This is a genomic window from Brachyspira sp., assembly GCF_029258575.1.
Classification (GTDB): Bacteria; Spirochaetota; Brachyspiria; order Brachyspirales; family Brachyspiraceae; genus Brachyspira.
Map to the genome: position 1 here is coordinate 19,158 of NZ_JARHYI010000060.1, position 16,515 is coordinate 35,672.

The 16,515-nt window shown below is 27.0% G+C and carries 15 protein-coding genes; 13 read left to right on the forward strand and 2 right to left on the reverse strand.

Annotated elements, in window-relative coordinates:
• Positions 1-159: 159 nt before the first annotated feature.
• Both Q1J76_RS04785 and Q1J76_RS04790 read left to right on the forward strand, forming a co-directional pair.
• A complete protein-coding gene (locus tag Q1J76_RS04785) occupies positions 160-1,788 on the forward strand; it encodes a GldG family protein (protein WP_300367577.1) in 1,629 nt (542 codons plus the stop codon).
• A 34-nt stretch (positions 1,789-1,822) separates the two neighbouring features.
• Positions 1,823-3,097 (forward strand): lipopolysaccharide biosynthesis protein, encoded by a 1,275-nt coding sequence (locus Q1J76_RS04790; RefSeq protein ID WP_300367580.1) that lies wholly within the window; start codon positions 1,823-1,825, stop codon positions 3,095-3,097.
• 151 nt (positions 3,098-3,248) lie between these two features.
• On the opposite strand, the gene Q1J76_RS04795 is transcribed toward Q1J76_RS04790, so the two are convergent.
• Entirely contained in the window at positions 3,249-3,884 is a 636-nt protein-coding gene (locus Q1J76_RS04795) for a Crp/Fnr family transcriptional regulator (RefSeq protein ID WP_300367583.1), read from the reverse strand.
• A 32-nt stretch (positions 3,885-3,916) separates the two neighbouring features.
• On the reverse strand, positions 3,917-4,906 hold the full coding sequence (locus tag Q1J76_RS04800) for a cyclic nucleotide-binding domain-containing protein (protein WP_300367586.1): 990 nt from the start codon (positions 4,904-4,906) through the stop codon (positions 3,917-3,919).
• Positions 4,907-5,314: 408 nt separating this feature from the next.
• Between Q1J76_RS04800 and nadE the strand changes: the two genes are divergently transcribed.
• The 11 genes from nadE to Q1J76_RS04855 all read left to right on the forward strand — a co-directional run.
• A complete protein-coding gene (nadE, locus tag Q1J76_RS04805; RefSeq protein ID WP_300367588.1) occupies positions 5,315-7,207 on the forward strand; it encodes an NAD(+) synthase in 1,893 nt (630 codons plus the stop codon).
• A gap of 132 nt (positions 7,208-7,339) precedes the next feature.
• Positions 7,340-9,271, forward strand: a complete 1,932-nt coding sequence (locus tag Q1J76_RS04810; RefSeq protein WP_300367591.1) for a chemotaxis protein — start codon at positions 7,340-7,342, stop codon at positions 9,269-9,271.
• 23 nt (positions 9,272-9,294) lie between these two features.
• Positions 9,295-9,558 carry an anti-anti-sigma factor gene (locus Q1J76_RS04815; protein ID WP_300367593.1) on the forward strand — a complete coding sequence of 88 codons (264 nt, stop codon included), beginning with the start codon at positions 9,295-9,297 and terminating at the stop codon, positions 9,556-9,558.
• Positions 9,559-9,576: 18 nt separating this feature from the next.
• Entirely contained in the window at positions 9,577-9,945 is a 369-nt protein-coding gene (locus Q1J76_RS04820; protein WP_300367596.1) for a response regulator, read from the forward strand.
• A 55-nt stretch (positions 9,946-10,000) separates the two neighbouring features.
• Positions 10,001-12,112 carry a chemotaxis protein CheA gene (locus Q1J76_RS04825; RefSeq protein ID WP_300367599.1) on the forward strand — a complete coding sequence of 704 codons (2,112 nt, stop codon included), beginning with the start codon at positions 10,001-10,003 and terminating at the stop codon, positions 12,110-12,112.
• 12 nt (positions 12,113-12,124) lie between these two features.
• Complete coding sequence (locus Q1J76_RS04830) at positions 12,125-12,643, forward strand: chemotaxis protein CheW (protein WP_300367602.1); 519 nt, start codon at positions 12,125-12,127, stop codon at positions 12,641-12,643.
• A 35-nt stretch (positions 12,644-12,678) separates the two neighbouring features.
• Positions 12,679-13,530 (forward strand): CheR family methyltransferase, encoded by an 852-nt coding sequence (locus Q1J76_RS04835; protein WP_300367605.1) that lies wholly within the window; start codon positions 12,679-12,681, stop codon positions 13,528-13,530.
• 16 nt (positions 13,531-13,546) lie between these two features.
• Complete coding sequence (locus Q1J76_RS04840; protein ID WP_300367608.1) at positions 13,547-14,140, forward strand: chemotaxis protein CheD; 594 nt, start codon at positions 13,547-13,549, stop codon at positions 14,138-14,140.
• A gap of 24 nt (positions 14,141-14,164) precedes the next feature.
• Entirely contained in the window at positions 14,165-15,304 is a 1,140-nt protein-coding gene (locus tag Q1J76_RS04845) for a protein-glutamate methylesterase/protein-glutamine glutaminase (RefSeq protein ID WP_300367611.1), read from the forward strand.
• 5 nt (positions 15,305-15,309) lie between these two features.
• Positions 15,310-16,125, forward strand: coding sequence for a nucleotidyltransferase-like protein (locus Q1J76_RS04850; protein ID WP_300367614.1), 816 nt, complete (start codon positions 15,310-15,312; stop codon positions 16,123-16,125).
• Between the two features lie 110 nt (positions 16,126-16,235).
• Positions 16,236-16,515, forward strand: a 280-nt coding sequence (locus tag Q1J76_RS04855) for a glutamine synthetase III domain-containing protein (RefSeq protein WP_300367617.1), incomplete at its 3' end; no start/stop codon positions are given.

Below are 16,515 nucleotides of genomic sequence, written 5' to 3' on the forward strand. Positions count from 1 at the left end.
TATTAGTATTGTTGATTATTTTTCTTATGTAGTTAATAAAATAACCGATAATCTTTGAGAATAAGTATAACTAAACATAACTATTGAAATTTATCGTTAATTATATATAATTCTTATTCAAATTAATTTAAAATTTATCAAATAATGGATTTTTACTAAATGTCAAATAAGAAATTTAATTTAAAAATAGTTACAATAGCGTCTTGGGTATTATTATTTTTTGCTTGGATTTTCTTTTATGCCGTAACTCAAACTCCAACACCAGTTTTTTGGGCGGTGCTTGTGATATCCTCTGTTATTACTATTATCACATTAATAGTTGATAGGAAGAATATAATATCTTTTTTGAAGATGCGTTTTGTTCATAAAGCTTTTTTTGGTATATTATCATTAATTATAATTTTAGCAATACTTGTAGGGCTTTATGTTATAAGTATAAACTTCCCTATAAGATTCGATTTAACTCAAAATAAGGCATTTACAGTATCTCAGCAAACTATGGATGTATTATCCAGAATAGACACTCCTCTCTCAATAGTAGTATTAAGATCTCCTAGTACAGATCCTACTTCAGCAGATTGGAGAGCTGATTTATTATTAGAACAATATAAAAGAATAAATAAACATATAACTGTAGAATATATTAACCCTATAGAAAAACCTTCTGCTAAAAGTAAATATCAAATGACTCAGGTTGGAGAAATAGTATTTACTTATGGACAGGGTAAACAAGTTAGAGTTTATAGAAAAGATTTAACAACTCAATCTAAAGTAACTTCAGATCCTCTATTTGTAGGAGAAGAAAAATTTACTCAATCTATATATACCTTACTTGATACTGAATCTTATACAGTATATTTCACAGTGGGACATGGTGAGAGACAATTACAAGATAGAGGCGGAGAAGGTTTATCATATGTTAAAACTTATTTGGAAAATGAAAATTATAAAGTTAAAGATTTAAATATCATACTTGAAAATATACCTACAGATGCTTCATTAATAGTAATAGCTGCTCCTGTGGAAACATTTAGTGATTTTGAAATAGAAAAATTAAATAATTATGTAAAAACAGGAGGTAAGCTCTTAGTTTTATATGATAGTTTTTTGGATAGAAGTAAATTTAATAGTAATTTAGGAAATTTCTTAGCAGATTGGGGATTTAAAACTAAAAATGACTATATAATAGATACTGCATCAAGTGTAGTTATACCTGTTAATATAGTACCTCAATATACTTCCCACCCTATAACTCAAACACTTAAAGAAGGTAATGTATTTGCCTGCTTGGTTGTAGCAAGAAGTATATTAACAGGAGAAAACAAATATAATGGAAGTTTTGAAAATATAATCACTACTACACCTCAAGGTTATGGTAAAGAAGAGGCTACTTTTGATTTATCAAGAGCGAGATTCAATCCTAGAACCGATGTATCAGGACCTGTTCCTTTGGCTATAAGTGGTACTTATGAAATAGAAGGAAGAAAAGATCCAGCAAGAATAGTAGTATTTGGAGATGCAACATTTGTTTTGAATGCATATATCAATCCAGAACAAGGACAGTCAGTAGATATTGCATTTGCTGGAAACAAAGATTTATTTATGAATACTGTTGCTTATTTATTAGAAGCAAGACAGAAAATTACTATAAGACCTAAAGAGGCAAGCATTAAAAATCTAACGCTTACAACAACTCAAACTAATTTTATTAGATATGTTGCTCAAATAGGTTTGCCTTGTTTATTTGGTATACTTGGTATATTGATATGGTTCTTAAGAAGAAGATAATATTACAATGAAAGGTAGCATAAGTTAATATAGTATGAGTAATATAAAAGTATTATATAAAAAATATTCATATTATATTAACTATGCTTTATTAGTATTTATAAATGGTATTGCAAGTGTATTAAATTATGTATCTTCAATATATGTAAATAGAAGTTTATCAATATCAGATTTTGCACATTATAATGGTATAATAAATATATATTCAATAATAGTTCTTACAGTATCAAGTTTCAGTTATTATATTATGCATCATTATAAAGATGATGAAGATGCTAAAATTTATTGGGCTTATGGTTATATTATAGCTTTTGTAATATTTGTATTGTATATATTTTCTATACCATTGATTGATATACTTTTTAATATAAAAAGCTACCCTTCTCTTTTTATAATTTCAATTGGAATATTTGCCACTATTTTGGGAATAGTTTCTCAGTCTATATTGAAAATAAATAATTATATAGCCTATGATTATATAGCAAGCCTAATAGCAATATTAATATCTAAAATATTATTATTGGCATATTTCATTATAACAGGATTAACTTTATTTAAATCTATTATAACAGTTACATTATTCTGTGTACTTTATTTAACAATAAATTTGATAGAATTAAAGAAAGTGAATTTGACATACTTCATACCATTAAATAAAATAAAATTATATTTCTCTAAACAAAATCTATCAGTATTTTTAAGTTATATAATTCATATTGTAATAATAAATTTTATATTCAATTGGATATCACTAAGCGATGTATTAATGGCAAATAGATATTTGGATAAAACAAGTGCAGGTTACTACTCTACTATATCATTAATAATAAAAATGTTTTTCTATATAGGTACCCCTATTGCCTCAGTAATGTTTTCCTATATTTTGATAGCCCAAAAAGATAATAATAAAAACAAAGAAAGAAAGATTATTTATTATTCTATTGCTCTTTTTGTATTCGCATCTATTTGTTTATCAGCATTTTTGATTATATTCGCAAAACAAATAGTATTAATACAATTTACAAATAGATATGAAGCCATTATTCCATTAATTCCTCAGGCTGTAATTTTTGGATTCTCATTAGGCTTTACAGTCATTGCATTCAATTATGGACTTGCTTATAAACTATTTACACCATTTTACGGATACTTAATTATATTTGCCTATATATATTTTTCATTAAGAAATGGGCTTAGAACCTTTGAAAATTTTATGTTTGTAATGAAAATATTTTTTATAGCATTACTTATATATAATATTTTAATTATATTAATACATAGAATAATATTAAAAACTAATAAAAACTAAAATAAAAATAGTAATTTAAAAATATTATAAATCTAGTTATAAAAATTATTTTTATAATCTAGCAACTTTTAGTATAAAAAAGATAATTTAATATTAATGTTTGCACAAGCCTTTATTAATGTCGGTTAATTTATTCAAGTTTATTATTAACTTATGATTTCTTTCTCTTTAAATCGATTTGTCTTTGAATCTCTTTTAAGTTTTTAACATATATAGTATTAGTTCTAATATCTATTTTACCTGTTTTCACCAATGTATTTAAAACTTTCTGAACATCAACTACTTTTATACCGCACCAATTAGCTATATCATTAATTGTAGCATTCAATTCCTGAGGCTCATAATAATGATCTCTAGGAATATTCTGAAGTTCTGCTAATAATAAAAGACAATCATAAACTCTCAAATCAGTTTCATTTAATTGAAGTATTAAAAGCCTTCTTTTAGCATCAAAAATTCTTTTAGCAAAAGTTTTTGAAAGTTTCAAAGCCATTATTGTATTATTAGCCAAAATATTCTGGAAATTTTCTTTTCTTAATTCTAATAAAACAGTAGGTTCATTTGCTATTGCTGATGCACTTCTTGTTGTATCTTCTAATATAGCCATTTCTCCAAAAAACTCGCCTGGATAAACTATGTCTAATAATTTTTCAAGATCTTTAATAACCTTTGTAATTTTAACAGAACCGCTTTGAACTAAGTAAAACTTATCTCCTTTTTCATATTCTAGAAATATAACATCATCAGTATTGTATTTTTTTGTATGTGAAGCTAAATTATTATCCATATTTATTTATTCCTTTTTAATTAAAAATCAAATTATAATTGTGATATATTAGCATTTGCTTCTTTTGAAAAATTATCCATAGGAGGCATTGAAATAACCTTCTGATAATATGCTTTTGCTTTAGTTTTATCTCCATTTGCTTCGCAGCTTTTAGCTAAAAAGAGTATAGCCTCTTTAACATTTGAAGATTTGGGATATTTTTTAATTGCTGATAATAATACAGTAGAAGCATTATCATATTTATTTATATTAAAATAACATTTTCCCATATAGAATATTGAATTTTCTGCAATAGCAACATCTGTGCTTTTTATTAAAGTGTTAAATGTTTTTAAAGAATTAACATAATCGCTATTATCATATAATTCAACGGCTTTATTATAAGTAGGATCTTTTATTTCACTTTTTGATGATTGAGTCTTTGATCTAGAAACAGGAGTATTTGAAACAGGAGGGGCTATATCACTGTCATCAGTAATATCAAGTTCATCTTTACATTCTTCTATCTTTTCTTTTACTGTATTATAGAATGAAGAATCTTCATCAGCATATTGTATATATCTTTTATATGCATAAAGTGCATTTCTATATTTTTTATTTTTAAAATAAAACTCCCCTATTCCATATAAGCCTTCTAAAGGATCTAAACTTTCTTCGCTTATATCATTCTCAACAAGTTCACTTACTCTTTTATTTATTCTTCTAAGCTGATTAGAAAATACCTTTAACATTTTTATGATTATAGGTTTATTTTTCTCTACCAAGCTTTCAAATTCTTCATAAGTAATAATAATAACTACACAATCCGTCAAGCATTGAACAGTATCTTCCTGCGGATAAGTACCAAGTATACTTTTTACTCCGAAAAATTCTCCTATATTAATAAGTTCTCTAGTTTCATAACCTGTTTCCTCTGATAAGAATATGCTTTGAGCCTGACCTTGCTTTAAGATATAAACTCTGTCTGAGGTGTCACCTGTAAAATATACTATAGAACCTGCTTTATATACTCTTGTTTGCATTAATTTTCCCTCAATTAATATTTATTCTTAATAAAATTTTGTTAGAATAAATTAAAACATTATTTTGCTTTTTTATTCTATCACTTATAATACTTTTTTCAAGTTATTTTTTTATTTTCTTACTTTAATTTGTTATATATATTCTTTATAAATTGATATATTTTAATATTATTTTTATATAATTGTCTATTATATTTTATTTAAGATATGTGTTATTCCATAATATTTAAAATACAATCATTTAATATAAAAACTATAATTTAGAGTTATAATAAAAATATAATTTTTTTATAATATCGTATACTAATATATACTAGACTAAATCAATAATTTTTATTATAATATATAACGGTTTATTATATTTTTTCTTTATAGCTTATTATTTAATATATTTGGAGTTATTTAAATATGAAAATAGCAATTTCACAATTAGAAATAATACCTTCTATGCCTTGCGATAATGCGGTTAGAATTATAAGTTTCATAAGCAGGGCTAAAAAAGAAAATGCTGATATTGTAATATTTCCAGAATTATGTGTTACTGGATATATGATTGGAGATATGTGGGAAAGCGAGAGGTTTATAGCTGAATGTGAAGAGCTTGGAGATGAAATTATAAAATCATCTAAAGATATATATGTGATATTTGGAAATGTTGCTGCAGATAGAAATAAAAAGAATTTTGATGGAAGAATTAGAAAATATAATGCTATGTTTGTGGCTAAAGATGGTAAATTGATACATAATAATAGCACAGAATATCCTTTTATAATAAAATCATTACTTCCAAATTATAAAGAATTTGAGGATTCTAGACATTTTTTTAGTTTAAGAGATTTAGCATTTGAAAATAAAGTTGATGTAAAAGAGTATTTAAAGCCTTTAGAAATAGAATGCAATGGTGAAAAAATAAAGTTAGGTTTAACTATATGCGAAGATATATGGAGTAAAAATTATCTATATTCTCCTATGGATATTATTAATACAAATAAAGATGTAGATTTACTTATTAATATATCAAGCAGTCATTACTCATTGATTAAAGATACAGAAAGACATAATATGCATGGAGCAATTGCTTCTAAATATAATATGCCTTTCATATATGTTAATAATGTTGGAATACAAAATAATGGTAAGTCTGTATATACATTTGACGGAGTAAGTTCTGTTTATGATAATAATGGTAATTTACTATTTGCTGGTAATAGATATGAAGAAGATTTATATTTTATAGATATGGATATAAAAAATAAGAAATTTTCAAAATCTATAGAAATAAAAGATGAAGATGAATATAAATCTATATATAATACTATTATTTATGGTATAAGGAAATTTGTAAAATCTATTGGAGTTAATAAATTTGTTATAGGAGTTTCAGGGGGTATTGATTCAGCATTATCAGCAGTTATGTATGTTGATGCAGTAGGTAAAGATAATGTTTTACTTGTAAATATGCCTAGTAAATTCAATTCTGATACCACAAAAAATTTAGCAAAAACATTGGCTGATAATTTGGGTTGTGGTTATATGGTAGTACCGATACAGGAATCAGTGGATTATACTGTAAAACAATTGGAGAACTCCCCTATTATAAAAGACGGCAAAGAGAATAATCTTAAGTTATCATCTTTTGTTATAGAAAATATACAGGCAAGAGATAGATCTTCTAGGGTATTATCTGTTATTGCAGCTGGTTTTGGAGGCGTATTTACATGCAATGCTAATAAAACTGAAACTATGGTTGGTTATTCTACTATGTATGGAGATGGTGCTGGATTTTTTGCTTGTTTGGCTGATTTATGGAAATATCAAGTATACGGATTAGCCAATTATGTTAACAATGAAATTTATAAGAAAGAAATTATTCCATATGGTACAATAAATATAATACCTAGTGCTGAACTTTCATTTGATCAGGCTGTAGATGAAGGAAAAGGTGATCCTATAAAATATGAATATCATGATTATTTATTTAAATTTCTAACGGAATCTTGGAATAGGTATATTTTAGAAAATATATTAGAGTTTTATATAGATGGAGTTTTAGAAAATAAGTTAGGCTGTAAGGCTGGTATATTAAATAAATATTTCAAAAATGGAATAGATTTTATAGATGATTTGGAAAGATGGTGGAAACAATTTATGGGTATGGGAATATCTAAAAGAATTCAAGCCCCTCCTATACTTTCTATAAGCAAAAGAAGTTTTGGTTTTGGAACTCGTGAATCACAAAACAGAGTATATTATACAGCAAGATATTTACATTTGAAAAATAAAATTATTGATTTAAGTTAATAAAAAAGTAAGTTTATGTAAAAAATATTGTAAAATTATTGTGTAATCAAATATTTTGCTTGCAAAAAGCAATAATAAATGTTATATTTATATAGTAATATAAAATTTATATAATGTTAGGAATCATATAAAGTGGCAACAGCTAATCTTATTGATAATAGTATAAAACAGAATATTCTTGATTATTCTGCAATATTGGAAACAACCATAAAAGATATACATTCTTTTCTAGAAGAAGTAGGACGAGTATATAGTTTTATAGGTGAAAAGTTTCCTCTTATTGAACAAGAAATGAAAAATGAAAATGAAAAAGCCAATAACTTGCTACTATATTTTACTAACAAAGAAGAAGGTAACAAGAATTTTGCTAATGATTTGGAAGAAAATCAAGAAGATTTCTTTAGATCTTTTGACAGAATGCAAAGTTTTATATCTCAGGATAATGAGCTTTCTGATTCATTAGTAGAAGATGTTGGTAAAACAAGTAATATAATGGATTCCATTGAACAGATTAGAATGCTTGCGGATCAGATTAAGGTTTATTCATTAAACGCCATAATAATATCTTCTAAATATGGTGCAGGTGGTAAAGCTTTTGGAGAAATATCTAAAAATATAATTAAAATGTCTGAAACTTCAAATGAACAGGCAAATCAAATGAATAGAATCGGTAAGGAATTATTCGTTAGATTTGAATCATTTAAAACTGAAATATTAAAAACTAATGAACTTCAAAGACAGAATTTTGCAATTATGAGAGAACAGCTTGATAAAGAACATAATAATATGGTTAATTCTTTCGCTGTATTTTCTAATGTAATATCTGATATAATATCAAGGGTAGATAATACTTATGATTTTATATTTGAAGTAATGATGGTTCTTCCTAGAGAAGATATAGTTAGGCAGCAAACAGAACATATTATAGAATCTATAAATTCTATAGTATATGAAAATAGAAATTTTATTGATTATTATGGAAAAGAAGTTGAAAATATAGAGCCTGAAGATTTGGAAAAAGAAGAAAATCAAACATTAGAACATAAACTATTAGATTTGCTTACTTTTGATGATGTTGTTTTAACATTAATCATAGAAAATTTTAAATCAATATATGAAGAGATAAATCTTACAAACTCAGATATTTATAAAAGTCTTAAGGGGTTGAAAGATGCACTTGCTGATATTACATTAGATAGAACTACTATCGTAGAATATATGATAGGCGGTGAAACAGGAAAATCAGAGTTTCCATTTACAGTCTTAGAATCTTTGTTTAATGAATATATGGGCTTTATAAAATTATATTTGGAAAACTTTAAGTTGTTCTTAACTAATAAATATAGAATATCAGATAGTAATATAGCAATAATAGACTCTATAGAAGAATTGGAAAGCATGTTCTTAGAAACTAAAAACATTGCTAAAACATTTAACTCTATTAACTTTTTAGCTAAAATAGAATTGGAGAAAAATAGTAATATATTTAATAATTCTCAAACTTTCTCTATAGAAAGTGTAGAATCAATAGCTACTAACATAACAGAAACTGTTGATGCTTGTTTAGAGCAATTTCATAATATTAAATCTGCTATATTTAGTTCTATTAATAAATTTAAATCTAATATAAATCAGCAGTCAAGCGAACATGGTTATATAGAATCTATGACTGAAAGTGTCAGTAAACGTTTAGATGAATCGAAATTTATTATTAATAATAATATTAAAAGATTAGATAGTTATGCTGATGAATTATTCGGACTTATAGATAAAACTTTGATAGATTTAAGTTCATTAAGTACTTTGCTTACAAAGATTAATGAGATAATAGAAATTTTTAATAGCATGAGAAATGTTATAAGAAATAAAAAGAGTGAATATTATAATTTATTGGGTATAGATAATTGGAAAATAGAAAGTGATAAATATTTGGATATAGTTAATTCTTATACTATAAAGAAAGAAAGAGCTATTGCTAATAGTATTTTATCTGGTGAAGATGCACCAGATGTCGATATAAATATAGATGTAGGTGCTGACAGCGGCGATTTTACTATGTTTTAAAAAAGTAATGGAGGTATTTATATATGTCAGTTTTAGAAATAAATGATAATCTTAATATAAGGACTATGAGTAAATATTTTAAGAATGTCATAAAGAATGCTGATTATAACAATGATATAACTGTAAAGTTTAATTGTGATGGTGATGCCCATGTGGATTTAGCAGGACTTCAAATATTATATGCAATGAAAAAAGAGCTTGCTAAAAATGGAAAAAACCTTATAGTAGAAGGTATGGATAATTTATTTAATGAGTATTTAAATATAATTAATGATAAAAATAATTAATGAATAAGAGGTTAATGTATGGCTAAAACAATACTAATTGTAGACGATTCTAATACAGCTAGAGCATCTGTTGAATATACTTTGAAGAAAGGCGGTTATACTGTAGTATCTGCAGATGATGGTACTACAGGCTTAGAAGTTTTGGGTAAAACTCCTAATGTTGATATGATAATAACTGACCTTAACATGCCTAAAATGGATGGTATAGAATTTATCAAGCATGTAAGACAGGTGGATCAACATAAATATACCCCTATTCTTATGCTTACAACAGAATCTCAAGATGAGAAAAAAATGGAGGGTAAAGCTGCTGGAGCAAGTGGCTGGCTAGTAAAGCCATTTAACCCAACTCAGCTTTTAGACGTAGTAAAACGTTTCTTAAGCTGATTATCAATAATCTTATTTTTAAATAAGTATTTTATTAAAGGTAGAGGTGTGATATATGTTTGATAGCGATGAATTTATTTCGATATTTTTAAGTGAAGCTAATGAGATTGTTGAAGGTCTTGAAAATGACTTAGTACTATTGGAAGATAATAAAAGTGATGAGGATCTTTTAAATAAAATATTTAGAAGTGCTCATACTCTTAAGTCTTCAGCAGGTACAGTTGGATTTGCAACTATGAGTGATTTGAACCATGTTGCAGAAAATTTATTGGAAAAAGTAAGAAGCGGTAAATTAGATGTAACTCCTCAAATGATTACAGTATTATTAGAGTTCTTGGATACTGTGAAATTAATGCTTCAAAATATTGTAGATGGCAAAAGTGAAACTGAAGGTGTTAATAATATAGATTCATTAAAAGCTAAAATAAAAGCAATAGCTGATGGTAATGATGTATCAAAAGCTGTAGCACCTGAACCTAAAAGTGAAGAACCAAAAACTACTGAAGAAGTGAAAGGTGAAAAAACCGAAAACAGATCTGATTCTTCAGGAGGCAATAATTCATTCCACATAGATATGGGATTTAAAGCTACTATTTTTGATAATGGTATTGACCCTTTAATGTTTTTAAATGACCTTAGAGCAATAGGAAGTATTAGTAATTTAAAAATAGAATGTAATAGTTTACCTACAATTTTGAACCTTGAAGATCCTTATATTTGTTATACTCAGTTTTCTTTAGATTTTACAACAAATGCTCTAGAAGAACAGGTACAGAATATTTTCTTATTTGTAATAGATGATAATGATATTAATATTATCGGTATAAAAGATGATGATGCAGATAATAAAGATACTCAAGATAAAACTGCTGCTAAGCCTGCCGAAGAGGTTAAAGAAGAAACTACTAAACCAGAAGAAAAACAGAAAGCTGAAACAACAGCACCTGCTGCTAAGCCTAAAGCTGCTGCAAAAGTACAGGCTCCTTCAACAGTTAGAGTTGATACTAGAAAATTGGACAGCTTGATGAACCTAATCGGAGAGCTTGTTATTGCTCAGTCAAGAATAATGCAGCTTACTCAAAGTTTGGATATAGATAATGGACTTAAAGAGGCGGTAAGTTCAATGGATAGAACTTCAAGACAGATACAGGAAGAAGTTATGAATATCCGAATGATGCCTGTCGGTCCTATATTCACTCAATTCCATAGATATGTTAGAGATTTGAATTTAGAATTAAATAAAGAAGTAAAATTAGTATTGAAAGGTGAAACAACAGAAATAGATAAAAATATGTTGGAGCAATTATCTGACCCTCTTAAGCATATTATAAGAAATTCTATGGACCATGGTATAGAAAAGACTAAAGAAGAGAGAATAGCTAGAGGAAAACCTGAATTTGGTACTATAACAATGTCAGCAGCTCATCAAGAAGGACATGTTGTTATAGAGGTATCAGATGATGGTAATGGATTGAATAAAGAAAGAATATTCAACAAGGCTGTTGAAAAAGGTCTTCTTTCTAAAGATGGTAAATATTCTGATATAGAAATATACAGAACTATATTCAGTCCAGGTCTTTCTACTGCTGAAAAAATAACAGACATATCAGGAAGAGGTGTTGGTATGGATGTTGTTAGAGCGAATGTAGAAAAAATGAAAGGTAAGATAGAAATTAAATCTACTGAGGGTCAAGGAAGTACTTTCATAATCAAACTTCCTTTAACTTTAGCAATTATTGAAGGTATTACTTTTGCTTTAGGTAAGCAGATATATATTATGCCTTTAATATCTATCATAGAACAAATAAAAGTAAAAAATGAACAAGTTAAGCCTTTTGAAGGTAAAGGTGAAATGATAAAAATCAGAGATGAATATTTACCTTTAATTAGATTGCATAAAGTATTTGAAATAGACACTCAAGTAGATAATATAGATGATGGTATAGTTGTTGTTGTTGAAGCAGGATATAGAAAATGTGCTATATTTGTTGATGAATTATTAGATCAGCAGCAAGTTGTTATTAAGTCTTTAGATTCAGCATTCAGTAAACATGCTGGTATAGCTGGTGGTACTATACTTGGAGACGGAAGAATAGCCCTTATTATAGATATACAAGGACTAGTTAATATGTCTTTACAAGGAAAAATAAACAACGGCGTAAAATAAAAGGATTTTAATATGTTAGATAATCAAAAAATAAATGCAGCTAATATACCTCAGGTTGGAGGCACATCTTTAGAACATGATGAAAACATTTCTATAGAACCTAGTCAGCAATTTTTGGTATTTAAAATTGATAATGAGGAATATGCTCTTGATGTTTTAAGTATTGAAGGTATTGTGGGCGTTACTAATATTACTCCTGTTCCTGGAAGCCCTAAATTTATGAGAGGTTTAATGAATTTAAGAGGAAATATTCTTCATATAGTTGATATAAGAATAAGATTCGGTCTTGATAGAAGAGATGATCATTCTATAGAAGACGATGTTATAATAGTAATATCTACTACTAATAGAAAATTTGGTATATTGGCAGATATGGTAAGTGATGTTATTACGGTTTATGAAAGTCAAATGACAGAAACACCTATAGATAATATGAGAGGGCTTCAAATTTCTAATGTTATTAGATTAGAAAACAAAATTATTATGGTTCTTCCTATAGAAGAAATAATAAAATCTAATAATACAAATTAATCAAAGAGTATAATAATATCGTTGAGGTATAAATTATGGAAGATATAAATGAGCATATGCCAGCTCTGAGCGATTCTGAGTTTGCAGAATTAGTAAAAATAATATATGATAAAACTCGTATACAGATGTCTAATCATAAAAGGGCATTGGTAACTTCTAGATTAAGTAAAAGACTCAGAGCTTTAAATATGGAATCTTTTAGAGAATATATAGATTTTGTAAAAAATGCTAGAGATGAAGAATTGACTAATTTCGTAAATGCTGTTACAACTAATAAAACAGATTTTTTTAGAGAAAATAAGCATTTTGAATATATGAAAAGCACATTTCTGCCAGATTGGGAGAAGAGTTTTAAAGCTGGAAAAGTCAAAAATCTTAGAATATGGTCAGCAGCATGTTCTACTGGAGAGGAACCTTATACTATTCAAATGACTTTACATGAATATTTCGGTTCTAATTATGATAGATATGATATAAAAGTTTTGGCTAGTGATATAGATACTAATGTACTTGCACATGGAAGAGCTGGAGTGTATAAGGAGGAATCAATTGATTCTATAGATGATAATATTTTAAGAAAATACTTCTTGAAAGGAACTGGGGATAAAGAAGGTTTATATAAAATAAAAGATGTTTTGAAGAAAAATCTCTTCTTTAGACAGTTAAATTTTAAAGACGAAGATTTTGATATTCATACACAATTTGATCTAATATTTTGTAGAAATGTTATTATTTATTTTGATAAAGAATTCCAAAAGGAATTGTTTAATAAATTTCATAGATATTTAAAAGAAGATAGTTTAGTATTTATAGGACACTCAGAAACATTATTTGGGGTATCTGATAAATTTAAATATGTAGCAAGTAATATCTATAAAAAGATTTAACTAGTGGGGTGTAATAATGATTGATTTTCCAGCAGCGGCTAATAGTAATTTTAAAAGGATCACTATATATATAGGTGGTTATTATGCTTCAAAAGAACCCTCTGTAATAAAAACAGTTCTAGGTAGTTGTATATCTGTTTGTCTTTTTGAAAATAAATTGAAGTTCGGGGGGATGAATCACTTTATGCTTCCAGAAATGAGGGAATGGGAAAATCCTGCTGAAGATTATAATAATACTAGATATGGTGTTTTTGCTATGGAGGTTCTTATAAACGAAATCATTAAATTAGGCGGTAAAAAAGAAAATCTTACTGCTAAAATATTTGGTGGGGGACATGTACTTTCTGGTATGACTACTAATATTCTTCAAGTACCAGATAAAAATATACAATTTGCTAAGAAATTTTTAGCTAATGAAAAAATACCTATTGTTAGTGAAGATATCGGAGGTTCTTGGCCTAGAAAGGTATTCTTTTTCAATACTGAAAATAGAGTTCTTATGAAAAAATTAGAAGGTAAAAGTAAAGAATTTTCTGCTGAACAAGAAATTAAGTATTCTAAAAATTTACAGCATAAACTTGAAGAAAAATCAGACATCACTTTGTTTTAATATATTAATAATTAAGGATTTTTTATGGCTACAAAAATTAAAGTATTGGCTATTGATGATAGCGCACTAATTAGACAGTTACTTACTAAAATTGTTAATTCAGATCCTGCATTAGAGATGATAGGAACTGCAGCAAATCCAATTTTAGCTGAAAATAAGGTCAAAAATCTTAAACCTGACATTATTACTCTAGATATTGAAATGCCTGAAATGGATGGTATTACATATCTAAAAAAGCTTATGCTTAATAATCCAATTCCTGTAATAATGTTTAGTTCTCTTTTAGATAAACATAGAGAATTAGCTTTAGATGCTTTAAATATTGGAGCTTTTGATTATGTAATAAAACCTTCTGCAAATGTTAGAGATGGTGTTGAAGAATTAGCTACAGATTTGGTAGAAAAAATTAAAAATGCTTATGCAAACAGAGCAAAATTCTATAGAAAACATGGAGTTTCTGTTCCTAGCGAGCCTGCAGCTGCTACTACTGTAGAAAAAAGTTCTATAAGTTTAGAAGCACCTAAAACTGCAGGATTTAAAGTTTATCAGAAAAATACTGCAGATGTTATACTTCCTCTTACACCTTCAAGAGAAACTCCTATGGATAAAATTATTCTTATAGGTTCTTCAACAGGAGGTACTGAAGCTTTAATAGAATGTCTCAAAAATGTTACTCCTTCTGCTCCTCCTATAGTTATAGCTCAGCATATGCCTGAACATTTTACAACTTCATTTGCTAAAAGATTGAATAGTATTCTTAAAATTGAAGTATTTGAATCTGAAGATGGTATGAGTGTAGGAAGAGGTCAGGCTATACTTGCAAGAGGTGCTAAACATACCATGATTAAAGTAAGAAATGGTAAATATTATGTTGAAGTAAGAGATGGAGAGCCTGTTACAAGACATAAACCTTCTGTAGATGTACTTTTCAGAAGCGGTGCTGTTTATGCTAAAAATAAAGCTATTGGTATAATACTTACTGGTATGGGTGATGATGGAGCTAATGGTATGAAAGAAATGAAGGATGCAGGTGCTTATAATATAGCTCAAAATGAAGAAACTTGTACTGTTTTCGGAATGCCTAGAGAAGCAATTGCTAGAGGTGGTGTAGATGAGATTTTACCATTAGATAAAATACTTGCTGCTGCTCTAAAAAAAGTATAATACAAATGAACAAAAACATAGATTTATATGAATATATAAATAAATGGGTGAGCGGATTTACTGCTTACCCATATTATAAAATAGAAAATAACTTGGATTTCATATCCAAGTTAATAGCTGTGCATAAAAAGTTTAATAGTATTTCTATTATTCCATCTGGTTCAAAAAGAAATAGAACTGATATTAGTTATATGGAATATCTTAATGTATTTCTTATACTAGAAGATACTGATAATAGTACTGATACTAGGAAATTTAAATCTTCTATTTTAGAATTGATTAAAGATAATGATTTATATTCAAACAAGGTGAATATTACATCATCTACTTTAATTTTAGAATATGAAAGTGAAAAGATTGTATTAACTCCAGCCTTTAAGAATTTTGATGATAATGTTGAAGGTGCATTGGTTACAAATACTGATGGAGTGAATGAAATATTTTATCCAAAATTGGACAATAAAAATTTTGATAAAAAAGAACATGATTGTGGAAGTAATTTTGTTAATTTAGTAAAGTTATTTAAGCATATATTTTTAACATTTTCTTCTGAAATTAAATATATAAATCAGTTGACTCCTTCTATAGTGGAAGCTCTTGTTTGGAATTTACCTGATGAATATTTTAGATTTAATAATTATGATGAAGCTATATTGAAGGGAATTGAGTATATTTATGAAATGATAGCAAGTGATGATTATATGAGTCTTTCAGAAATTAATGATATAAAAGTTCTATTTTCAACCAGAAATAATATTAATAGAAAAGAAACATTGAAAGCATTATATGAATTAAAGCAATTTATACGTAACAATGTATAAATTATTATTTTTATAACTTCTAATAGTAATCTTGAATTAATTTCAGCTAATGATATAATGAGCAAAATTATATTATAACTTTTATAGTAATTTTTTGGAGAAATACATAAATGAAAAAAATACCAGAAATTTTCGGCAGCATGGTTTTCAATGATAATGTTATGAAGGATAAACTTCCTAAAGACATTTATAAAAAGCTAATAAAAACTATAAAAAATGGTGAGCGTTTAAATTTAGAAGTTGCAAATGTAGTGGCTCATGCTATGAAAGAATGGGCTATAGAGAAGGGTGCTACACATTTTACTCATTGGTTTCAGCCTATGACAGGTGTAACAGCTGAAAAACATACAAGCTTTATAACCCAAACTGATGATGGTTCCATTCGTATGG